At 64.3% G+C, this 21,898-nt stretch carries 17 protein-coding genes; 10 read left to right on the forward strand and 7 right to left on the reverse strand.

The annotated features are described in order from the left end of the window. Positions 1–88: 88 nt before the first annotated feature. Positions 89–412 carry a hypothetical protein gene (locus B7Z66_13030; protein OYV75395.1) on the forward strand — a complete coding sequence of 108 codons (324 nt, stop codon included), beginning with the start codon at positions 89–91 and terminating at the stop codon, positions 410–412. Between the two features lie 39 nt (positions 413–451). Here B7Z66_13030 and B7Z66_13035 read toward each other — a convergent pair whose 3' ends face one another. Further along, positions 452–1,693: a multifunctional CCA tRNA nucleotidyl transferase/2'3'-cyclic phosphodiesterase/2'nucleotidase/phosphatase gene (locus tag B7Z66_13035; protein ID OYV75406.1), complete on the reverse strand. Its 1,242-nt coding sequence runs from the start codon at positions 1,691–1,693 to the stop codon at positions 452–454. 41 nt (positions 1,694–1,734) lie between these two features. On the opposite strand from B7Z66_13035, the gene B7Z66_13040 reads away from it, so the two are divergent. Next, on the forward strand, positions 1,735–2,964 hold the full coding sequence (locus tag B7Z66_13040) for a hypothetical protein (protein ID OYV75407.1): 1,230 nt from the start codon (positions 1,735–1,737) through the stop codon (positions 2,962–2,964). Here B7Z66_13040 and B7Z66_13045 read toward each other — a convergent pair. After that, entirely contained in the window at positions 2,906–3,832 is a 927-nt protein-coding gene (locus B7Z66_13045) for an epimerase (GenBank protein OYV75396.1), read from the reverse strand. The genes B7Z66_13040 and B7Z66_13045 overlap by 59 nt on opposite strands. A gap of 190 nt (positions 3,833–4,022) precedes the next feature. Between B7Z66_13045 and B7Z66_13050 the strand changes: the two genes are divergently transcribed. From B7Z66_13050 to B7Z66_13075, 6 genes are all read left to right on the forward strand, one after another. After that, complete coding sequence (locus B7Z66_13050; protein OYV75408.1) at positions 4,023–5,381, forward strand: succinate-semialdehyde dehydrogenase; 1,359 nt, start codon at positions 4,023–4,025, stop codon at positions 5,379–5,381. Positions 5,382–5,698: 317 nt separating this feature from the next. Then, on the forward strand, positions 5,699–5,923 hold the full coding sequence (locus tag B7Z66_13055) for a hypothetical protein (GenBank protein ID OYV75397.1): 225 nt from the start codon (positions 5,699–5,701) through the stop codon (positions 5,921–5,923). Between the two features lie 422 nt (positions 5,924–6,345). Continuing rightward, complete coding sequence (locus B7Z66_13060; GenBank protein ID OYV75398.1) at positions 6,346–7,563, forward strand: sulfate adenylyltransferase; 1,218 nt, start codon at positions 6,346–6,348, stop codon at positions 7,561–7,563. A gap of 81 nt (positions 7,564–7,644) precedes the next feature. Further along, positions 7,645–8,109 carry an adenylyl-sulfate reductase subunit beta gene (locus B7Z66_13065; protein ID OYV75399.1) on the forward strand — a complete coding sequence of 155 codons (465 nt, stop codon included), beginning with the start codon at positions 7,645–7,647 and terminating at the stop codon, positions 8,107–8,109. A gap of 97 nt (positions 8,110–8,206) precedes the next feature. Beyond that, positions 8,207–10,114, forward strand: coding sequence for an adenylyl-sulfate reductase subunit alpha (locus B7Z66_13070; GenBank protein OYV75400.1), 1,908 nt, complete (start codon positions 8,207–8,209; stop codon positions 10,112–10,114). A 102-nt stretch (positions 10,115–10,216) separates the two neighbouring features. Continuing rightward, positions 10,217–11,122 carry a hypothetical protein gene (locus B7Z66_13075; protein OYV75401.1) on the forward strand — a complete coding sequence of 302 codons (906 nt, stop codon included), beginning with the start codon at positions 10,217–10,219 and terminating at the stop codon, positions 11,120–11,122. Positions 11,123–11,203: 81 nt separating this feature from the next. Here B7Z66_13075 and B7Z66_13080 read toward each other — a convergent pair whose 3' ends face one another. The 5 genes from B7Z66_13080 to B7Z66_13100 all read right to left on the reverse strand — a co-directional run bounded on the left by B7Z66_13080 (position 11,204) and on the right by B7Z66_13100 (position 17,585). Continuing rightward, a complete protein-coding gene (locus B7Z66_13080; GenBank protein OYV75409.1) occupies positions 11,204–12,178 on the reverse strand; it encodes a hypothetical protein in 975 nt (324 codons plus the stop codon). A 293-nt stretch (positions 12,179–12,471) separates the two neighbouring features. Then, positions 12,472–13,374: a heterodisulfide reductase gene (locus B7Z66_13085; GenBank protein ID OYV75402.1), complete on the reverse strand. Its 903-nt coding sequence runs from the start codon at positions 13,372–13,374 to the stop codon at positions 12,472–12,474. 13 nt (positions 13,375–13,387) lie between these two features. Then, on the reverse strand, positions 13,388–14,014 hold the full coding sequence (locus B7Z66_13090; GenBank protein ID OYV75403.1) for a heterodisulfide reductase: 627 nt from the start codon (positions 14,012–14,014) through the stop codon (positions 13,388–13,390). A 19-nt stretch (positions 14,015–14,033) separates the two neighbouring features. Then, entirely contained in the window at positions 14,034–16,295 is a 2,262-nt protein-coding gene (locus B7Z66_13095; GenBank protein ID OYV75404.1) for a heterodisulfide reductase, read from the reverse strand. Between the two features lie 3 nt (positions 16,296–16,298). Next, complete coding sequence (locus B7Z66_13100) at positions 16,299–17,585, reverse strand: heterodisulfide reductase subunit A (GenBank protein OYV75405.1); 1,287 nt, start codon at positions 17,583–17,585, stop codon at positions 16,299–16,301. Between the two features lie 312 nt (positions 17,586–17,897). On the opposite strand from B7Z66_13100, the gene B7Z66_13105 reads away from it, so the two are divergent. Both B7Z66_13105 and B7Z66_13110 read left to right on the forward strand, forming a co-directional pair. Next, positions 17,898–18,710, forward strand: coding sequence for an AAA family ATPase (locus tag B7Z66_13105; protein ID OYV75410.1), 813 nt, complete (start codon positions 17,898–17,900; stop codon positions 18,708–18,710). A gap of 955 nt (positions 18,711–19,665) precedes the next feature. Continuing rightward, positions 19,666–21,786, forward strand: coding sequence for a hypothetical protein (locus B7Z66_13110; GenBank protein OYV75411.1), 2,121 nt, complete (start codon positions 19,666–19,668; stop codon positions 21,784–21,786). Positions 21,787–21,898: the final 112 nt, after the last annotated feature.

Here is a 21,898-nt window from a genome sequence, read left to right on the forward strand (position 1 = left end):
CGTTGGGCTTTAAATGTCCGGCCGAGTTGTTCACTCCGGATGATTTCGACTTCAGGCAGCATCATGCCGCACTTTTTGCACTTGGTCATTGAAACCGCCCACCATAACCTTCACCGCCTCGGGCGCGAATTGGGTTCTGTCAAACCAAGCCCATCAGACGTTCACCCTGTATGGTTCCAACCAGTTCCTGCTGGGTGCCCAGGACTCCCTGGGCTGGCACCCGGACATCGGGTACGCAGCCACCGCGCCCAACCACCAGTACCGGGTCTATTTCAACGCCGGGGTGACCCAGCCCACGGATCTGCTGACCACGGATGTGGCGCCGGTGCCGGTTCCGGCGGCGGCCTGGTTGTTCGCGTCCGGCCTGCTGGGTATGGTTGCCGTCGCGCGCGGGCGTACGCGGCGCGCGTAACGTTCGTTCACGCCGGCGTCCGGGTGCGTAAGCACTCCGCTACTGCGGCGGAAGGGTAGCCGGAGGATCCGGCGCGGACTCGATCGCCTGCACCCGCAGCCGCGCCAGTTCACGTGCAATGGCCGCGCCCGCCAAGCCGCGCTGCACCAGCGCCGCGGTCTCGACCGCGGCGGCGGCGCGCCGGAACGCGCGGAACTGCCCGGCCTGGGGATAGGGCTGATCTTCCAGACCGGTACGGCCGCGGGCATCCGCCTCACACGCCAGCAGGAACCCCTCGAAACGTTCTGGACGCCGGAACGCATCCAGCGCCTCCAGCGTGTCCAGCACGGTGGCAGGCCGCAATTCCCCGACCCGGTGGCAACGCCCGTGATAACGCGCCACCAGCACCGCCAGCTCGCGGTACTCATTGGGGACGCGGTAGCGCCGGCACAGATCCTCCACCAGCGCGACGCTGCGCTCTTCGTGGCCACGATGGCTCGGCCATTGTTCCGGCGGGGTGGTGCCCTTGCCGAGGTCATGGGTCAAGGCCGCGAAGCGCACCCGTAAGTCCGGACTCAGGCGCGCCGCCATGTCCACCACCAGCCACACGTGCACCCCGGTGTCCACCTCCGGGTGGTAGCGCGCCGGTTGGGGCACACCAAACAGCCGCTCAAGCTCGGGAAATAACCGTTCCAGGGCGCCGCAACTGCGCAGGACCTCAAAGAACCGGGATGGCCGTGCCGCCCCCAGGGCGCGCTCCAGTTCCGACCACACCCGTTCCGGAACCAGGGCATCCACCTCGCCGCTGCGCACCATCGCGGACATCAGTTCTTGCGTCTCCGGCGCCACCTGGAAGCCGAGATCCGCGAAACGCGCCGCGAAGCGCGCCACTCGCAGGATCCGCACCGGGTCTTCCACGAACGCCGGGGACACATGCCGCAGGCACCGCTGCTCCAGGTCCGTGCGCCCGCCCCAGGGGTCGATGAGGACACCGTCGGGGGTCTGCGCGATGGCGTTGATGGTGAGATCCCGGCGCTGCAGGTCCTGCTCCAGGGTCACGTCGGGTTCCGCGTGCATCGCAAAACCGTGGTAGCCGGGCGCGGTCTTGCGCTCGGTACGCGCCAGGGCGTATTCCTCGCCGGTCTGCGGGTGCAGGAACACCGGGAAGTCCCGGCCCACCTGACGGAAACCCTGGGTGCGCAGCTCCTGGGGCGTAGCGCCCACCACCACCCAATCGCGTTCCGCCACCGGGAGCCCCAAGAGCCGGTCGCGTACCGCACCACCTACCAGATAGATCTCCATGGGCCAATGGTAGCGGTACGTGGTAAGGTTCACCAACCATGATGCACCGTCGGCTGCGCCTGCTTGCCGCCGTCCTGCTGGGCGCGGCGTCCTCCGGATGCGCTACCCTGTCCTACTACACCCAAGCCGTGCACGGACAGATCCGGCTGATGGCGCAGCGCGAGTCCATCGAGCGCCTGTTGCACGCACCGGATACCCCGGCGGCGCTCAAGACCCGGCTGGCACTGGTGCTATCGATCCGGAATTTCGCGAGCCGCGCGCTGAAGCTGCCGGACAATGGCAGTTACCGCAGCTACGTGGCCTTGCACCGACCCTATGTGAGCTGGGTGGTATTCGCCGCGCCGGCCTTCTCCCTGCAACCCATCCAATGGTGCTATCCGGTCATCGGCTGCGCGGTGTACCGGGGTTACTTCCAGCACGCGGGCGCCACGACACTGGCCGGGCACTTGCGGCGCGTGGGCTACGACGTCTACGTGGGCGGGGTGCCGGCCTATTCCACCCTGGGCTGGTTCTCCGACCCGGTGCTCAGCACCGTGATCGACTGGCCCGCGGACCAACTGGCCGGACTGATCTTCCACGAGCTCGCGCACCAGGAACTATTCATCGCCGGCGACAGCCGTTTCGACGAATCCTTCGCGGTGGCGGTTCAAGAGGCGGGGGTCGACCGCTGGCTGGAACACCATGGGACCCCCGCGGAACGCGCTGCGTACCGAATCCGGCGCCAGCGTCAGGCCACCTTGTTCAGGCTGATCCGCGCAACCCGCCAGCGCCTGGTCCGTCTCTACGCCAGCGCGCAACCGGCGGCAGCCAAAGGGGTGGCCAAGGCGCGCCTGTTCGACGCGCTGGTGAGCGAGTACCGCGCCTTGGAAACGTCTTGGGGGGGAACCCCGGCCGACGCCGCCGGGTTCGCCCACGACCTCAACAACGCCAAGCTCGCCGCCTTGGAGACCTACCAGGAATACGTCCCTGCCTTCCACATCCTGTTGGCGCGGGAGCACGGCGATTTCGCGGCCTTCTACCGTACCGCCCGGGCCCTGGGACGACTGCCCAAGCGTGAACGGCACCAAGTGCTGGCGGCGATCGCCAGCGGCGAACCGTCGCAACGCCGCGGCGCCCGGGACGGCGCGCATGCCCCGGAGGCCCACGGAACGCCCGGTGCGCTGGCCACCACTGAGCCGACGAATCCGGGGCAGGCGCCCGGGCCGGTACCGGTCAGCGTGCCGCGACGTGCCGGCGCAGGTATGCCGGCGCCACGGCCTCCAGGGGTGTAGGCTCAATCCCCAGGCTCGCCAAGCCATCCTCGCGGCAGACGCTGTCCGCCTGCAGAGACAGGTAATTATCATAAGAGAAAGGTTTGCCGGGCATCCGTTCCAATACCCGGGCCTGGAGCCGGGAGGGCCAATCGCCCAGGTCCACCACCCGGCGGCGCAGTCCGCGCAGCCGCGCCACATACGCCACCAGTTGGTGCAGGGTGTACCCATGGGGACCGCAGAGCTCGTAGCGCCGGCCCACGCTGGCGCGGTCCTCCAACGCGATCGTCATGGCGTCCACCACATCGCCGATGTACACCGGCGCGAAGCGCGCGTTGGGACAGGCCAGCGGAAACACCCCGGGCGCCCACTCCAAAAGCGCCGCGAAGCGATTCAAAAAACCGTCGTCGGGCCCAAAGATCACCGACGGGCGGAAACTGGTGACCTGCAGACCTTGTCCGGCCGCCAGGTGGGTAAGGTCCTCTCCCTCCCCCTTACTGCGCAGGTAATGGCTGGGCCCACGACTCGGATCAGCATTGAGGGCACTCATATGCAGCAGCCGCCGGACGCCGGCCGCGCCGCAGGCGTCCAGCACCTTGCGGGGCAAGTCCACATGCACGGCCTGGAAGCCCCGCCCGCGGCGCCCTTCGTTGAGAATTCCGACCAGGTTGATCGCCGCGTCACAACCTACGAACCCGCGGCACAACGCAGTGGGATCACGCACGTCGGCCGCCATCAGTTCCAGAGTCGGCAACACCTTGAGGCCGCGGTGACGCTCCGGGTCGCGACTGAGCACGCGCACGTGGTACCCCTTTTCCACCAGCCGCGCGGCCAAGTGCCGGCCCACGAAGCCGGTGCCCCCCAGCAAGCCGATCCGTTTGAATTTCATCCCTATCGTCCACCGTCGGCGTGCCGCGCCGCTTGGAACCGCATAGTGGCGGGGTCACTAACCCCGGTCAAGCGCGCGGGCAGTACCCCTCAACAGGGCCCCCGGTATCCCGGCACGGGCGCGGCACAAGGAGCCGTAACCGTTATACTCCATAGGCAACCGGCCGTGAGGTAAATGCAACATGGCAGCGATGAAATCGATCAACCCGCTGGATGGGAGCACCCTGAAGACGTTCGACCTCTGGGACGAGGGGCGCGTGGAACGCGCGCTGTCCGAGGCAGCGGAAGCGGCGCCGCGCTGGGCTGCCACGCCGCTGAACGAGCGCTGTGACACGCTGCGCCGCGCCGCCGCGATCCTCACCGAGCGGCGCGAGACGCTGGCCCGCACCATGACCCTGGAGATGGGCAAACTCATCGGGGAGGCGCGGGCCGAAGTGGAGAAATGCGCCTGGGTCTGCGACTACTACGCGGATGCGGCCGCCGGCTTCGTGGCGGACGAACCAGTGGAGACCGACGCCGGAAAAAGTTACGTGGCCTACCAGCCCCTGGGGACAGTGCTCGCCATCATGCCGTGGAATTTTCCGTTCTGGCAGGTGTTCCGGTTCGCGGCCCCCGCGCTGGCCGCCGGCAACACCGGGCTGCTCAAACACGCCTCCAACGTTCCCCAATGCGCGCTGGCCATCGAGGCGGTGTTCCGGGACGCCGGCGTACCGGCGGGTGTGTTCCGCACCCTGTTGGTCCCCGCCGCCACCGTGAGCCGGCTCATCGGCGATCCCCGGGTACGGGCGGTGACCCTCACCGGCAGCGAGCCTGCGGGCCGTCAGGTGGCCCAGGAGGCGGGCCGCCACCTCAAGAAGAGCGTCCTCGAACTGGGTGGCTCAGACGCCTTCGTGGTTCTGGAGGACGCGGACCTGGAGACGACCGTCCGCAGTGCGGTGATCTCCCGGTTTCTCAACTGCGGGCAGAGCTGCATCGCCGCCAAACGGTTCATCGTGGTAGAGACGATCGCCGATGAGTTCGTACGCTGCTTCAAGGCCCAGGTGGAGGCCCTGAATCCGGGCGATCCCCTGGACGAGAAGACCACCCTGGCCCCCATGGCACGCCACGACCTCCGGGATGAACTCCACCACCAAGTGTTGGACAGCCTGCAACAGGGGGCCACGGGCATCACCGGGTGCATGCCCGGCCCGGGCCCCGGCGCCTTCTACCAGCCCTCGATCCTGGACCGGGTGGGCCCCGGGATCCGGGCCTACCGGGAGGAGCTGTTCGGGCCCGTGGCCATCGTGATCCGGGCCCGGGACGCGACCCAGGCGCTGGCGATCGCCAACGATTCCCCGTTTGGTCTGGGGGGCAGTGTCTGGACCCGGGATGCCGCCCGTGGCGAGCGGCTGGCACGGCAGTTGGAATCCGGGGCGGCGTTCGTCAATGGGATCGTCAAGAGCGACCCGCGCCTGCCCTTCGGGGGCGTCAAAAACTCCGGTTATGGGCGCGAGCTGTCCCACCACGGGCTGCGGGAATTCGTGAACGTAAAGACCGTCTGGATCCGCTAAGACCCTGTCCCAACAATCCGCATGTAGCACCACAGTTGCGCGGGTGATCGGCGGCCGTCTTGCGATCACTTGGGACGATTAGAGTCCGATTCCGCGCGTGGGTCACCGGGAATGGGCCGCGCGGACATCGCCGCGGTACTGCACGGGGGCTCAGGAAGTCCCCCCGGTCCCCGCGGGTGTTGCGCGCGCCGGCCGCGGCGGGCGGGGAGGGTTGGCGCCGGGCCCAATCCAACCTTATAGTGAATAGTGTAGCGTTATGGGACCGCGGTTCCCCGCCCTCCAGAGGGGCGGACAGGGAACCGCCCAGGGGGGCGTTTATGGCGCGCGAGGTACGTTTTGATGTGCGGTTGCGGGTCCCCGGGACAGCGCCCGGATCCCTGCGGGCGGGGTTGGCCCGCGGCGCGGGTCCCGAGGTGATACGCCTGGCGGTAGAGCGGCGCGGGGCCGGCGAACGCCGGCTTCTAGAGCGCCGTGAAGACCATACCCGTTGCCTGAGTTGCCGGCGCAAGGTGACCCGTCGCGGGAACGAACGGCGCCGCTGACCCACGCCCGGTCCGCCCACAGAGATACCGGAGCGCGAATAACAGGCCTGCCTCCACCCGGACCCGGGCCGAAAAACCGTACTAGGCGTCGGTCGGACTTAGGCGATCGTAGCGAGCAAGGTGGGAAAGTGAGGACAGTTTTTCGATCGTTTGAGGAGAATAGCCGTAGCTATTTAACGAAAAGGATCGGAAAAATGGACCGCTCTCCCACCAGCGCAGTAGATCAGTCCTAAGTCCGACCGACGCCTAGGCGCCCGGAAGGACCGAATAAAGCGTCCTTATGGCCCTGAAAAAGAACTTTGGTTGGCTTTTCAGGCGCGAGTTCATTACCTTATACGGCTCTCCCAAAAGCGTGTCCGGCCATGTCCCGGGGCGCGCGCGAGATTCGGTGCAACCTCTTAATTTCAAGGTGAAGGAGCGTCATGTCGAGGCTAGTCAAACCGCACGGCGGAAGTAACCTGAAACCCCTGCTGCTCACCGGTGGCGCCCTTCAGGAGGAACGGAAGCGCGCGGCCAGTCTCCCAAAGATCCCCATCACCTCGCGTGAGGCGGGCGATCTGATCATGCTGGGGATCGGCGGCTTCACACCGCTGGACGGCTTCATGGGCCGTGCCGATTGGGCCGGTGTCTGCGATGAAATGCGACTGACCACCGGGGTCTTCTGGCCAATCCCGATTACGCTGTCCGCTGACAAGGCGACCGCGGACGGCGTTAAGGCCGGTGCCGAAGTAGCGCTGTTCGACGCCGAGCGCGATGAGATCCTGGCCACCATGAAGGTGACCGAGAAGTACACCATCGACAAGGCCCACGAGTGCAAGACGATATTCAAGACTACTGACCAGGAGCACCCGGGCGTCCAGCTGGTCATGAACCAGGGGGACGTGAACCTGGCCGGACCGGTCAAGGTTTTGTCCCAGGGCGGGTTTCCAGAGAAATACGGGGAGTTGTACATGACCCCGGCGCAGACTCGGGCATTGTTCGACGCCAAGGGTTGGGGCACGGTGGCGGCGTTCCAGACCCGCAATCCCATGCACCGTTCGCACGAATATCTGGCGAAGATCGCAGTGGAGATCTGCGACGGCGTACTGGTCCACTCCCTGCTGGGCAAGCTCAAGGCCGGCGACATCCCGGCGGAGGTCCGCACCCAGGCCATTTCCACGCTGATCGGCAAGTATTTCGTCAAGGACACGGTGATCCAATCCGGCTACCCGCTGGATATGCGTTACGCGGGCCCGCGGGAGGCGCTGCTGCACGCGCTGTTCCGTCAGAACTACGGCTGTTCCCACCTGATCGTCGGCCGGGACCACGCCGGCGTCGGCGAGTACTACGGCCCGTTCGATGCCCACCACATCTTCGATGAGATCCCGGCGGACGCGCTCGAAACCAAGCCGCTGAAGATCGATTGGACGTTCTGGTGCAACAAGTGCGAGGGCATGGCTTCCATGAAGACCTGCCCCCATGAGGCCGCCGATCGGCTGCTCCTCTCCGGCACCAAGCTACGCAAGGCGCTGTCCGAGGGCGACACGGTCCCCGACCATTTCAGCCGGCCCGAGGTGCTGGAGATTTTGCGCGGCTACTATTCAAGCCTCGCCGACGATCAGAAGGTCAAGATCAAGCTCACTGGTCACTCGGCCAAGTAACACGACTCCGGAGACCACCGCGGGCCAGTGCCCGCGGTGGATATTTTAAACTGCAGTGAACCGCAAGGTGGAGATAGAACCATGCCTACTTTCGTCCGCACCGACAAATGCGACGGCTGCAAGGGTCAGGACAAGACCGCTTGCATGTACATCTGCCCCCACGACCTGATGCTGCTCGACAAGGACGGGGCAATGACCGGCCATGCGATGAAGGCGTTCAACCAGGAACCCGAGCAGTGCTGGGAATGCTATTCGTGTGTGAAGATCTGCCCGCAGCAGGCCATCGAGTGCCGGCACTACGCGGACATCGTCCCGCTGGGCGCATCCGTACAGCCGCTGCGCGGAACCGATTCCATCATGTGGACCATCAAATTCCGCAACGGCACCATGAAGCGCTTCAAATTCCCGATCCGCACCACGCCGGAAGGCTCTGCGGACCCGACCGCCGGCAAGGGCAAGCCGAACGGCAGCGAGATCGGCAATCCACATGTGCTGTTCGACCACGACTTGCACGCCTGCGACATGAGCCAGTTCGTCAACGGCTGAAAACGACCGTGCAACACTTTCCCCGGAGAGGCTGGGGAGACCGTGGTGGCACTGGGAAAAGCAGCATACTACTGAAAGATCCAGAGGGTAACGAGCAATGGCCGAATACGCGTTTGGGAATCCTGAGATCGTCGAGGAGGAAGTGGACATCCTCATCATCGGCGGTGGCATGGCCGCGTGCGGAACTGCGGTAGAGATCGGGCAGTGGGCCGACAGCGACATGAAGATCAAGCTGGTGGACAAAGCCGCCATGTCGCGCTCCGGCGCCGTGGCCCAGGGGCTCTCCGCCATCAACACCTACATGGGTGAGAACGACCCGTCGGATTACGTGCGCATGGTGCGCACCGACCTGATGGGTATCATCCGCGAGGACCTGGTGTACGACGTGGGCCGCCATGTCGACTCCTCGGTGCATTTGTTCGAGGGGTGGGGTCTGCCGGTCTGGAAGCAGCCTGGCGACGAGGGCAAGAAGCTGACCGAGGGCGGGAAGCCGGTGCGCTCGGGCAAGTGGCAGATCATGATCAACGGCGAATCCTACAAGTGGATCGTCGCCGAGGCCGCTAAGAAGGCCCTCGGGATGGAGAACATCGAAGAGCGCATCTTCATCGTGAAGATGGTCAACGACAAGAAGGACCCGGAGCGGGTCGCCGGCGCCGTCGGTTTCTCGGTGCGTGACCACAAGGTGCATGTCTTCAAGTTCAAAGCCTGCCTGCTGGTCTGCGGTGGTGCGGTGAACGTGTTCCGTCCGCGCTCCGTCGGCGAGGGCACCGGGCGCGCCTGGTATCCGGTGTGGAACGCTGGTTCCACCTACGCGATGGCCGCGGAAGTGGGTGCCGAATTGACCATGATGGAAAACCGCTTCGTGCCGACGCGGTTCAAGGACGGCTACGGCCCGGTCGGTGCATGGTTCCTGCTGTTCAAAGCCAAGGCCCAGAACGGTGCTGGCGAGGACTACCAGACCAAGAACGCCGACATGCTCAAGCAGCACAACTATGGCAACCACGCCAAGGGCCATGTGATGGGCACCTGCCTGCGCAACCATCTCATGATGCATGAGATGCGCGAGGGCCGCGGTCCCATCCTCATGGATACCCCGACGGCGCTGGCAAAGCTCGCCGAGACCATGACGCCCAAGGAGATCAAGCACCTGGAGGCGGAGGCCTGGGAAGACTTCCTGGACATGACCATTGGCCAGTGCGGCGTATGGGCGGGTGAGAACATCGAGCCCGACAAGGAGATGTCCGAGCTGATGCCCACCGAACCCTACCTGCTGGGTTCGCATGCGGGTTGCGCGGGTATCTGGGTCTCCGGGCCCTCCGACCTTCCGGGCGTCCCCAAGGATTGGAGCTGGGGTTACCGGGGCATGACCACCGTCAAGGGGCTGTTCACCGCCGGTGACGGGGTCGGCGCTTCGGGTCACAAGTTCTCTTCCGGGTCGTTCACCGAAGGGCGGCTGTCGGCCAAGGCCATGGTTCAGTTCGTGCGCGACAACAAGAGTTGGAAGCCGGAACTGGATACCCCGGTATCCGAACTGGTGGAACAGATCTACCAGCCGGTGAAGACCTATCTGGAGCACAAGGACTACACCACGGCAGAGGACATCAACCCTCACTACATCACGCCCAAGATGCTGCAGTTCCGTCTGCAGAAGATCATGGACGAGTACGTGGCTGGAGTATCCACCTGGTACCAGACCAACGCGAGGATGCTGGGCATCGCGGAACGCAAGCTGCAGATGCTCAAGGAAGACTCCCTGAAGATGCGCGCCAAGGACCTGCATGAGCTCCTGCGTGCATGGGAGAACTACCATCGCATCATCGCGGCAGAGGCCCACATGCGGCATATCCAGTTCCGCGAAGAGACCCGGTATCCTGGCTACTACTACCGCGCCGACTTCCTGGACCTGGACGATGACAATTGGAGGGTCTTCGTGAACTCCAAGTACGACCGGAAAACCGGTGGGTGGACGTTCCGCAAGGTGCCCTACGTGCAGCTCATCAAATAGTGGTGAGTTGTTTCGAACGACACCGTTAAGTCCTGCAGTACGACAGGCCGGGCGTCCCTACTTGGGGCGTCCGGCCTTTCTTTTCCTGAAGAGGTACCGTCCATGAAAGATGTGAAGACACTGGTGCAGAATCCACCTCGCGGCCCCGTGGAACCCATCCAGCTCGGGCTGAACGACACGATCCAGTTCCAGTGTCACAAGGGGATCGATTGTTTCAACCAATGTTGCATGGACATCGACATCACCCTTACCCCGTATGACATCCTGCGCCTGTCGCGCCGGCTGGAGATCACCACATCGCAGTTCCTGATCCTCCACACCGTGTCTTTCGAGATGGACCAGCACGGGATGCCGGGCTATAAGCTGCGCACCCGGGACGACTCTCCTGCCTGCCAGTTCGTCACCGAAGAGGGATGTGGCGTCTACGAGGATCGTCCAGCCGCATGCCGTTATTACGCATTGGGCAGCATGGGTCTGCGCCGCAAGGATTCCCCGACGGTCGATGACCTATATTTTCTGGTCAAGGAGGCGCACTGCCATGGCCACCGTGAGCCACGGACCGTCACGGTGCAGGAGTACCGGCACGAACAGGGGGTCGAGATCTATGACGAGATGAACCGGGATTGGCGCGATATCATCCTCAAGAAGCGCTCCAGCGGTCCCACCGTGGGCAAGCCCTCGGAACGCAGCATTCAGCTCTTCCACTTGGCAAGCTACGACCTGGACGGGTTCCGCGAGTTCGTGTTCAACGCGGGTTTCCAGGAGGTCTTCGACCTGGATTCCGCCACCCAGAACAGCTTGCGCAGTGATGATGAGTCCCTGCTGCGCTTCGCGCTGCGCTTCCTGAAACAGGTACTGTTTGGCGAACAGCAGATCCCGCTCCGGCAAGGGGCCCGGGAACGGCGCCTGGAGCAGCGCCGCGAACAGATCCAACAGCACCGCCAGGGCGAAGTCGCGCGCCAAGGCGAGTACGACCCCCGCTATGACGGTCCCCAGAACGACAACTGATTCGACAACACGGTTACCCGCACTCACAAACGAAGACCCCCGCCGTAGCGGGGGTCGTGGATCACGAAAAAACCGTCTGACTCAGTGCCGGTACAGGCCCATGGCGCGGGCCTGCTGATCCTGTGCCACCTGCTTCATTACCAACTGCAAGGCATCCAGGTAGGGCACCACCCCGTTCCTGCGGATGATGGCCCGGCCTTCCGGGCTGTAGGCAAACTGGATGAACTTCTTTACCTCCGCCTTGTGGGGCGCATCGGGGTTCGTCACCAGATACAGTGGCCGGTACAGGGCGTATTTACCGTCCCGGATGTTCTCGTAGGACGGAGACTTGCCATTCAGGGTCAGGAGATCGGCGTTCCGCTTACGAGCGCTGCTGATCCCACTGATGGCGAACGCGTCTGGATCCGTTTCCACGGCCTTCTCCAAAGGACCCGAAGATTTGAAGACCTTGTAGGCCACGAAATCCTGATCATAGTTGGCAAACACCAGCTTGCGGATGGCCCGGCCAACGCCGGAGATCTTGCCCTGGCGCACGAACAGATGGATTGGCTGGTCGTTCCCGCCGAGCTCCTTCCAGTTGGTGATTTTGCCCAGATAGACGCCCCGGATCTGATCCAGGGTGATGTTCTTTACCGGGTTGCCTTTGTGCACCATGACCACCAAGGCGTCCCAGGCGATGGGCTTGAGGACATCGGAGTCCTCTTCAGGGTTGCCCTGGATAATGAACCGGCATGATCCACCCATGTCGGCCTTGCCCGCCGCTACGTCACGGATCCCGCGGGTGGCACCACCCCCTTCCACCTTGATATGGATCCCGGTCTTCACGGCAAACGCGGCGGCCAAGTCTGTCATATAAGCCTTCTTGCTGATGCCGCAACCCACCCAGAGCAGCTCCCCTTTCCGAACCGCCGTGTCCGCGGCCTGCACTGCCGGGGCCGCGTTGGCGCCTGGCTGTACGCCCGGGGTTGGCTCTGCTGTGGCCCAAGCCGTGCCGGCCGGCCAAACGGCCACCCCGGAGAACAGCAAGGCGACCAGCAATCGCTTGATGGTGTTCATCATCGCTCCACTCCCTCATGGTCCCAGCCCTCAATATCGGCGTGGGCCCCCAAAAGCTTAAACCTCAGCCCCCCAGTACGTGCGGGTCGCCTAAAACCATATTATTTATATGTGTATTGACACGGGCGGGCGGACCAAGGCCCGGGCAACGGCGACCCGCACCCTGCAAGCGGCATGGGATCAGCGCGCTTGAACCCGCGTTGGAGTAGCGCCGGACGGAGATCCCGGCCGGACCCCGGGGCAGGACGCCCGGGAGCATGACCGGCGGCGACCGGAGCGCCGCCGGGAGGGGGTCATTTCCGGTCCGCCAGTTCCTCAAGCCGCTTGGCGCGGATGACCTGTCCATTCAGCCCCACTTCCTTGGAGCTCTTGCCGTAGGCAACCCCCATGAGCTGGCTGTAATAGACCACCGGCATGTTGAACTTGGTGCGGTACTTCTTGTTGATCTGGCCCTGGTAGACCTCCACGTTCATCTGGCATACCGGACACGGGGTCACGATCATCTCGGCGCCACCGTCGTAGGCCGCCTCGATGATGTCCTTGATCAGGGCTTGGCTCTTTTCGGGCTCCGAAAATGCCAAGGCACCGCCACAGCAGGACACCTTTTTGTCGTACTTCTCCACCGCCTCGGCCCCCATGGTCTCCACCATCTTGTCCAGATATTTGGGGTTCTCGAAGGACTCCCCTTCGATACCGAAGGGTCGGTTGGTCTGACAACCCACATATCCGGCGATCTTGAGACCGCTCAGCGGCTTCTTAACGTGACGTCCCAGCTCCTCATAACCGATATCCTCGACCAGCACCTCCACCATGTGGCGGATCCGCTGCTTGGCCTGATATTTGAGGCCGGCCTCGCCGAGCGCCTCGTTGGTCTCCCGCATCAGCGCGTCGTTGTCCTCCAAGCGTTCCTTGGTCTCGCGCGCGGACAACCAACAGGCCGCGCAAGTAGCCACGATATCCTGGTCCGGATGGTCCTGCTCGGCCAGCGCCAGATTGCGCGCGTTGAGCGCCAGCCTGGGCAGCTCGCCACCACCGGCGTAGCCGATGGACGCACCGCAGCAGTTCCAGTCCGGGATCTCGTTGAGCTGGATGTCCAGCACATCGCACATCGCCTGCACCGAAACTTCGTAGTTCGACGCAGACGCCAGCTTCTCAGCCGAACAGCCGGGATAGAACATGTACTGTTTTTTGGCCATGATACCTGTCTCCTCAGCCGCCGAATTTGGCTGCTTTGGCGAGTTCGATCTCGCGCGCCTTGCGAAGGATTTTATGGATGTCCTGCTTGCCCTTGCAGCCCTTGTGGAACAACAGGGCGAGCACATTGAACCGCTTGGTTCTGAGCATACCGAGACCCACCGGCGCCATTTTAAGGGCGGTCTGAATACCCTGCTTGAAACCGTTCATGAAATACAGCTTGATTCCCAATATGGGCTCGTTTACCCGCCCGGCCTTGGCCAAGTTGTCCCAGAACATCAACGCGAACTTGCGCGTGGGGTTCTGTTTCGGCGCCAGACCGAGGCGTTCCGCGTAGTGAGCGAGGCCGTGCATGATGTGGGTGATGGGCAGCTCCCGTGGGCAACGCACGATGCAGTTGTAACAGGAAGTGCACATCCACATCGATTCGGATTTCAGAATCTCGTCGCGTTTCCCGGCCCGGATCATCATAAACACCTCCTGCGGGGGGTGTTCCCAGAACGGGCCCAGGGGACAGGAGCCGGAGCAGACGCCGCATTGCATGCACATCTTTACCCACTTGCCTTCCTCGACGTTCGCTTCCACTTCTTTGAGGAAGTCGTTGCGGTACTTCTCGACCATTACGGTATTGAGATCGCTCATCGCTACGTCTCCTCAGGCCCTAGAACTTGAACGGGCTCAGACCAACCCGCTTCACGGTCTCCGCCATCGCCTCGATCAGTTGGGGAGCACGCTGAATATCGGTGATCGCCACCTCGTGGGTCTCCACGCGATCCTTCTCCAACTGCAGCTGCTCGAGCGTGTCGTAGACCTTACTCATCCGATAATGGGCCAGTTCCGAGCCTTTAACGAAATGGCACTGGTAGTTGTCACCCTTCTGGCAACCCATGAGCATGACGCCGTCGTAGCCGCCGTTCAAGGCGTCCGTGACCCAAATCGAGTTGACCGATCCGAGGCAGCGCACCGGTATCACCCGCGCGTAAGCGCTGTAGTGGATGCGCTGCATCGCGGCCATGTCCAGCGCCGGGTAGGCGTCGTTCTCGCAGGCCAAAACCAGAATGCGTGGTTTTTCCTGGGTCTCATCGGGCATCTCCACCGCCTTGATCTGCTGGCCCACGGTGTCGATCGAGTAATTCTCGAAGTAGATCACCCGCACCGGGCAGGCGCCCATGCAGGTCCCGCAGCGCCGGCACCGCGCCTCGTTGAACTGCGGGTAGCGCCGCTCGTCCTCGTCGATGGCCCCGAACGGGCACTCCACCGTGCAGCGCTTGCACTGGGTGCAGCCGTCGCGATGGAAACTCGGAAAACTGAGGTCGCCGGAGCGGGGATGCGCCGCGCGCCCCTGGGCGGCATTCTCCAGTGCCTGTATCGCCTTGAGCGCGGCGCCGGTCGCATCCTCCAGGGCCTGGGCGATATCCATGGGACGCCGTACCGGTCCGGTGGTGTAGATTCCGGTGCGCCGGGTTTCGTAGGGAAAACAGATAAAATGTGAATCCTGGAACCCGTGCATCAGTTGCGGCACATCCGGACCCTGGCGGTAATCCAGATTCAGGATGGAGACTTCCTGGGAGCGCGGCGCCTCCGGCTTGGCGTTCTGCGCGCCATCCGTGCCGGCACCTTCGTCCTTCCATGCCTCTTGCTTGGCTGCGGCCTCCGCGTCGACACCCGAGTTGGCGACCATGCCGGTGGCGAGCACCACCAAATCCACGTCGATACTGACTTCCTGGTTCAGGATCAGGTCCTGGAACTTCACCTTCAGCGCGCCGTTGGCGGGCTGGACCACGCTCGCCACACCCTTGGTGAAGATCACGCCCTTGCGCTGACCGCTGCGATAGAAGTCCTCCCCGTTGCCGGGTGTGCGCAGATCCGTGTACAGGACGGTGGCATCCACGTTCGGGTTGCGGTCTTTGAAATACATCGCCTGTTTGATGGACGTGTTGCAGCAGTGTCCTGAGCAATAGGGCAAGTGCCCCGGCTTGTTGCTACGTTGGCCGGCACACTGGATGAACAACACGCTGCGCACCTCGCGGCCGTCCGAGGGCCGCTTGATTGGGCTGCCGTTCGCCTCCCGCGCCAGGGTCTCCAGGCCGAGCTGATCCATGACGTCGGGGCTCTTCCCAACGCCGAACTCCGGTAATCGGGTCGCGTCATAGGGGGTGAAGCCGCTCGCCTGAACGATGGCGCCGAAGTTTTCCGTAACGGTCTTGCCGCTCTCAGTGGTGATATCCGCGGCGAAGCGTCCCGGAGCGCCCGTGGTACGGGTAGTTGTGGCGTTGAGGTAGACGGTGATGTTGGGATCCGCCTCCACCTCGGCGATCAGCTCCGCCACGCCTGTATCCTGGGGATCCGCATAGGGTTGACGCGCCGGCACCCGCCTCCAAAGGCGCGCGGCCCAGCCGCCCAGCGCGCCGCTCTTCTCCACGATGGTCGCTGGATAGCCCGCGCGGGATGCCTCCACCGCGGCGGTCAAACCGCTCATTCCGCCACCCACCACCAGCAGGTGGCGATTGCGTTCCGCCTGTTCGTTGCCGCGCGGCGGGATCATCTGTTTGACCTCGGCGCAGGACATGCGCACGTAGTCGTCCGCCATCTCCTGGGTGGCGGCGCGTGCGTCCGCGGTATCGGCCTGCACCCAAATCACGCCTTCACGCAGGTTGCACCGGGATACCGCCACGGTGTCAAAATTGAAGGCCTCGGTCTTCGAACGACGCGAGCACGCCGCCAGCACCACCCGGTCGATCTCGCCGGCCTCGATGTCCTTGCGGATCATCTCCACGCCGGCCGCGGAGCACAGCACGTCGTGCTCCTTGGCGAACACCGCCTTGCCCTCGCGCGTCGCGATCGCGGTCAACGCCTGTGTATCCAGACGATCCCCGAGGCCGCACCCCTTGCAGACATAAGCTCCAATCTTGGCATCGGCCACGGTCTAACCCTCCACTCCAGCAACCCGGTTGACGACCTGGATGGCGCGCAACGCCGCGGCGGTGGCGCTCTGGACGGAACGATTCACGTCCAAGGCGTCGGACGCACAGCCTGCTGCGAAGATCGCGCCGTTCGCGGGATCCGGCTCGATGAAGCCGTTCTGGTTGACCACCACGTCCACTGGGAACTTGCCCCGGTCCACGCTGGGCTCCATCCCCACGGCCAGTACGCACAAGTCGTGCGGATTGCTGTAGCGATGATAGCCCTCGGTATCCACGCCGTGGAGCACGACATTCCCGGTGGCGGTGTCGCCGGTGATATTCGCTACCTTGGACTTGATGAACCGCACGTTCTTGTCCGCCTTGACCTTGTTGTAGAAATCCTCCAAACGGTCTATGACCCGAATATCGATATAGTAGATCGATACCTTGGCGTCATCCCCGTACTTCTCGCGCACGTAAGTGCTCTGCTTCAGAGAGGCCATGCAGCAGATCCGCGAACAATGCTTCAGGTGATTACGGTCGCGCGACCCGGCGCACTGGATAAAGGCGACGTCCTTGGCCGGTTTACCGTCCGAGGGCCGTACCAACCTGCCCTCGGTGGGCCCGAACGGGTCCATCATGCGCTCGAATTCCACGCTGGTGATCACGTTGGGGAAACGGTCGTAGCCGTAGGGCTGGATCCGCGCGGCGTCGTAGGGGCGCCAGCCGGTAGCCCAGATCACTGCGCCCACCTTCAACTGGACCACCTGCTCCTGCTGTTCCAGATCGATGGCGTCGTAGCGGCACGCGGACTGCGCGCGTTGCGCATCCGGGGTGCCAATGATTCGCGAATCCAGAACGTAACGCTGCGGATAGGACATGTTGAACGGAATGTAGGCACCCTTGCGCTTCTTCATCCCGTAGTTGAACTCGTCGTCGAACTCCGCCTCCACCACCTTGGCGCACTCGCCGCAGGCAGTGCAGCGCTCGTTCACGTAGCGGGGGGTGATGCGCACGCTGGCGGTGTAGTCACCCGCGCTGCCCTGTAGCTCGACCAGCTCGGTCTGGGTCATGATCCGCAGATTGCGGTTTGCACGCACGCGGCGCAGGTTGATCTCCATCCCGCAGGTTGGAAAGCAAAGCTTGGGAAAATACTTGTAGAGCTGACTGACCCGGCCCCCAAGGGAGGGGTTCTTCTCCACCAGCACCACCTGCTTGCCGCACTCCGCGGCCTCCAGGGCAGCGGTCATACCGCTGATGCCTCCGCCCACCACCAGAATCGTCTGGTCGGTCGCCACCGTTACCGCCATCGAAAATCCTCCGTTGCGCAAGCTGTCGCCGGACCGTGTCCCGTCGGTCACCGGGACGCGCGCACCCCGCCCACGGCAACCCTGGGAACAGGCGCCGGGGCGAGAATCGTTATATAGTCAGTTCGAAGCCGAAAAGCATACCGCCAACGCCCGGGCGACGCCACCGGGGCGCCGTGGAAAAGAAATCGAATTTGCCAATGCCGGAATAGATTAGGCCTATATCACCTTATTAAGGTAGGTTATGTTGCCCGCCGCGGTATCGGCGAGTAACGTAGGGTCATGCTTCCAGAGCAGAATTATGAGGGTACGGGTGTGCAGGCCCAGGCGCTGAAACCGGAAGAGTATTTCATTGAAACGGAGCCTTATTACGAGGCTGTTGGGGACGAAATCGCGGTTTTCGACGCCGCCTTCCGCAATCAGCTTCCGCTGCTCCTGAAAGGTCCCACGGGCTGCGGCAAGACCCGCTTCATGGAGTACATGGCGTGGCGCCTGAAACGGCCTTTGATCACCGTATCCTGCCACGACGACCTGACCGCCTCGGACTTGGTGGGGCGCTATCTGGTGACCGGTGGTGAGACCGTCTGGGTGGACGGCCCGCTGGCCCGGGCGGTGCGCAGCGGCGGAATATGCTACTTGGACGAGGTGGTGGAGGCGCGTAAGGACACCACGGTAGTGATCCACCCGCTGGCCGACGACCGTCGCGTGCTGCCGATCGAAAAACGCGGCGAGTTGCTGGCGGCGCCCACGGAGTTTTGTCTGGCCATCTCCTACAACCCTGGTTACCAGAGCGTGCTCAAGGACCTCAAGCAGAGCACCCGGCAACGCTTCGTGGCCCTGGAATTCGACTATCCAGCCCCGGAGCTGGAGCAGAAGATCGTGGCCACCGAAGCGGGCGTGGATACCGCCACGGCAGAGAAGCTGGTGAAATTCGCCCACATGACGCGCAATCTCAAGGGCAGCGGCCTCGACGAGGGGGCCAGCACCCGGCTTCTGGTTCACGCCGCAAAGCTGATCGCCTGCGGTGTCAATCCGGTGGTGGCATGCCGTACGGCAGTGGCCCAGGCCCTCACGGATGACCCCGAGATGGTCATGGCGGTCAATGAGTTGAGCGCGTCCCAGTTCTGATCCCGACGCCCGGCATCATCCCTCCGTCCGGAGGACGGCGCCGGCCGCAACCGGCTCCCCCATGAACACACCCGAGGGCATACTGGTCACCCCCGCGGGGGACTACGCGTTACTGGACTTCGGCGCTGGCCGGGTCCTGGAACGCCTGGGCCCCTACGTGGTGGACCGGCCACACCCCGCCGCCACCGGGAACCCGGCGGACACGCCGTGGCGCGCCGACTGGACCTTCACCGGCAGCGTCACCAGCGGCCGTTGGCGGCCCCGCACGCCCGGCCTGCCCCGGGAGTGGGGGGTGCAAGTCGGGAACCGGGCGCTGCACTGCGTGCTAGGCGCGGGCGGGCGAACCGGGGTACGTGCCGAGCAGGCCGCGTGCTGGGAGTGGATCACCACCCGGCTGCGCAACGCCGCCCACGTGCGGAATCCGATCGTGCTGAACCTGTTCGCCGGCTCCGGAGGTGCCACCGCCGCCGCCCTGGGGGCCGGCGCCCAGGTAGTCAATGTGGCCTGCGACGAAGCGCGGCTGAATCTGGCACGGCGCAACGTGGGCGATCCGCCCGGCGTGACCTGGGTCCTGGCGGATATCCCCACCTTCGTGCAGACCGCCCTCCACCGTCGTGAGCGTTACCACCTGATCCTGCTGGATCCGCCCCACTTCCACCGCGGCCCGGAAAACCACGTCTGGGACATCCAGCGGGACCTGACCCGACTGTTCCCGCACCTCGCGTCCCTGCTGGACCCCGAGGCCCGCGGCCTGTGGGTATCGTTGCACACCCAGGACTGGACTCTGGACAGCGTGGCCCAGTTGCTAGGCCAAGTGTTCCCGGGACGCCCCATCGCACGCGGCCCACTGGGTATGGCCACCCCGGAGGGGCGCATCCTGCACACCGCCGCCGCGGTACGCTGGGCCGAAGACCGGAACGCCACGGACGCCACGGCGTCCCTCAGCCCCGAACAGGTGGAAGAACGCATCGATGTCCACCTGGACCCGGTGCTGTCCTCGCGCCGCACCGCAGCGGAGCCGGCACGGCGCATCAGCACCCTGGACCGCGCCCGCCAGGAGTTCGCGATCCGCTGGATCGGCATCACTGCCCACACCAACGCGGAGCTGGCCTACCAGTTCGCCAGCCACGCGGCCAACGCCCTGGAGCGCATGGACGCGCAGTCCGTGGAAACGTGGCTGCTCAACGCCGTGGATATCTATGATACCTCCGGGCTGCACGCCGGGATCGACGCCCTGCGCGGCGTGGAGGCATACGCGCGCCAAGCCGCAGAGCGCGTCGCCGCGGTGACCCTGGACGAGGTGATCGGGGTCCTCGATCCGTTCGTGCGTGGCCTCAGCGGGCGCGCCCTGCGCCTGCAGGCGGATCCGGAAACCTACACCGACACCGACACCGTGTTCCTGCCCGCCCGGCTCAGCCAGCTCCCCGACCGGGACGGCAACTACCAGTTGTACAAGGCGCTCGCCGTCCACCAATGGGCACAGACCTGGTACGGGACCTGGCGCGAGGATCTGACGGCACGCAGCGCGTCCTATGACGACCCGGACAAGGCGGTGCGCTGGTTCCATGCCCTGGAAACCGTGCGCCTGGACGCCTGCCTGGCCCGGGACCTGCCGGGCCTGCACCGTCAGGTTCAAGCCCTGCGGAAAAGCGCTGGCGCACCGCTCTCACCACCCGAGCTGGCCGCTGCCACCGCGCGCTTGCAGGCCCCGGGGGCCACGGTCCAGGACAGTTATGCCTTGCTCCCCCAGTTCTACCCGGCACCGGTACCCACACCGGCGTGCGATCAGGGCCGGATGTTTCCGGAACGGGTGGAGGCGGCAAAAACCGCGCGCCTCGCCCGGGACCGGGATACCCTGCGCACCGCCCTGGCGCGGCTTGCCGACGAACAGCGACGCCAGCGCGCCCAGGCGGCAGACGCAAGTCCAGAGACCCGCGATGACCATGAACCCACCGGTTTTCGTGCCGTGCGCGAGATCGACTCCACCGCCCCGGACGGCTTTACCCTGCAATTGGAGCTGGACGGACGGCCACTGGCGCCCCCAGACGACGTGAAGGGCACCATGAGTTCCATCCTCCAGGACCTCGGGGACCTGCCGGATGATTACCTGGTCCCGGCGGGGGACGGGGCCTACGCATGGCGTGCCGGGCAGCCCACCGAAGAACGCGATCCGCGCGACGTCTGGAAGGGCATGTACCACGAGGAGGGGGCCTCGCTCTACAACGAGTGGGATTATGAACGCCAGCACTACCGCAAGAACTGGGCCGTACTCCGCGAGCTGGATGTACACCCGCAGCACGACGACTTCGTTGCCCGCACCCTGGGCCGGCACCGGGGCTTGGTACAGCAGTTGCGCAAGACCTTCGAGACATTGCGGGGCGAAGACAAGCTCCTGAAAAAACAACCTTACGGAGACGACGTGGACATCGACGCCCTGGTGGAGGCCTACGCCGACACCCGCAGCGGACTGGAGATGTCCGATCGGCTGTTTACCAAGCTGCACAAACTCGAGCGCAACATCGCCGTGATGTTTATGGTGGACATGTCCGGTTCCACCAAGGGCTGGATCAACGACGCGGAACGCGAATCTCTACTCCTCCTGTGCGAAGCCCTGGAGGCACTCGGGGACCGCTACGCCATCTACGGCTTTTCCGGCATGACGCGCAAACGTTGCGAGCTGTACCGGATCAAGCGCTTCGACGAGCGCTACGGCGCGGAGGTACAGGGGCGCATCAGTGGGATCAAACCCCAGGACTACACCCGCATGGGCGTCGTCATCCGCCACCTCACCCACTTGCTGCAACAGATCGATGCCCGCACCAAGCTGTTGATCACCCTATCCGACGGAAAGCCCGACGACCTGGACGGTTACCGCGGCGAATACGGCATCGAAGACACCCGCATGGCGCTGATCGAGGCCAAGCGCCAGGGCATCCACCCCTACTGCATCACCATCGACACCGAGGCCCGCGAATATCTGCCCCACATGTACGGAGCCGTGAACTACACCGTAATCGACGAGGTCCGCAAGCTGCCCACAAAAGTCTCGGACATCTACCGCAAGCTCACCACCTGAACCGGCACCATCAGACCCGCCGTGCCGACGCCGAACATCGGCTTCTCAACCCAAAAACCGCGGCCTTTCTCTTACAACTTCAATGAGGCCGCAGCATGATGCTGCGGAAAAC

The sequence above is a fragment of the Chromatiales bacterium 21-64-14 genome (assembly GCA_002255365.1).
GTDB lineage: Bacteria > Pseudomonadota > Gammaproteobacteria > 21-64-14 > 21-64-14 > 21-64-14.

Excerpts from the sequence above, each read along its gene's own strand:
- B7Z66_13055 (OYV75397.1), top strand. The coding sequence starts at position 5,699 with ATGGCGCGCGAGGTACGTTTTGATGTGCGGTTGCGGGTCCCCGGGACA.
- B7Z66_13065 (OYV75399.1), top strand. The coding sequence starts at position 7,645 with ATGCCTACTTTCGTCCGCACCGACAAATGCGACGGCTGCAAGGGTCAG.
- B7Z66_13100 (OYV75405.1), bottom strand. The coding sequence starts at position 17,585 with ATGGCGGTAACGGTGGCGACCGACCAGACGATTCTGGTGGTGGGCGGA.
- B7Z66_13060 (OYV75398.1), top strand. The coding sequence starts at position 6,346 with ATGTCGAGGCTAGTCAAACCGCACGGCGGAAGTAACCTGAAACCCCTG.
- B7Z66_13050 (OYV75408.1), top strand. The coding sequence starts at position 4,023 with ATGAAATCGATCAACCCGCTGGATGGGAGCACCCTGAAGACGTTCGAC.
- B7Z66_13070 (OYV75400.1), top strand. The coding sequence starts at position 8,207 with ATGGCCGAATACGCGTTTGGGAATCCTGAGATCGTCGAGGAGGAAGTG.
- B7Z66_13075 (OYV75401.1), top strand. The coding sequence starts at position 10,217 with ATGAAAGATGTGAAGACACTGGTGCAGAATCCACCTCGCGGCCCCGTG.
- B7Z66_13045 (OYV75396.1), bottom strand. The coding sequence starts at position 3,832 with ATGAAATTCAAACGGATCGGCTTGCTGGGGGGCACCGGCTTCGTGGGC.
- B7Z66_13035 (OYV75406.1), bottom strand. The coding sequence starts at position 1,693 with ATGGAGATCTATCTGGTAGGTGGTGCGGTACGCGACCGGCTCTTGGGG.
- B7Z66_13040 (OYV75407.1), top strand. The coding sequence starts at position 1,735 with ATGCACCGTCGGCTGCGCCTGCTTGCCGCCGTCCTGCTGGGCGCGGCG.
- B7Z66_13080 (OYV75409.1), bottom strand. The coding sequence starts at position 12,178 with ATGAACACCATCAAGCGATTGCTGGTCGCCTTGCTGTTCTCCGGGGTG.
- B7Z66_13090 (OYV75403.1), bottom strand. The coding sequence starts at position 14,014 with ATGAGCGATCTCAATACCGTAATGGTCGAGAAGTACCGCAACGACTTC.
- B7Z66_13085 (OYV75402.1), bottom strand. The coding sequence starts at position 13,374 with ATGGCCAAAAAACAGTACATGTTCTATCCCGGCTGTTCGGCTGAGAAG.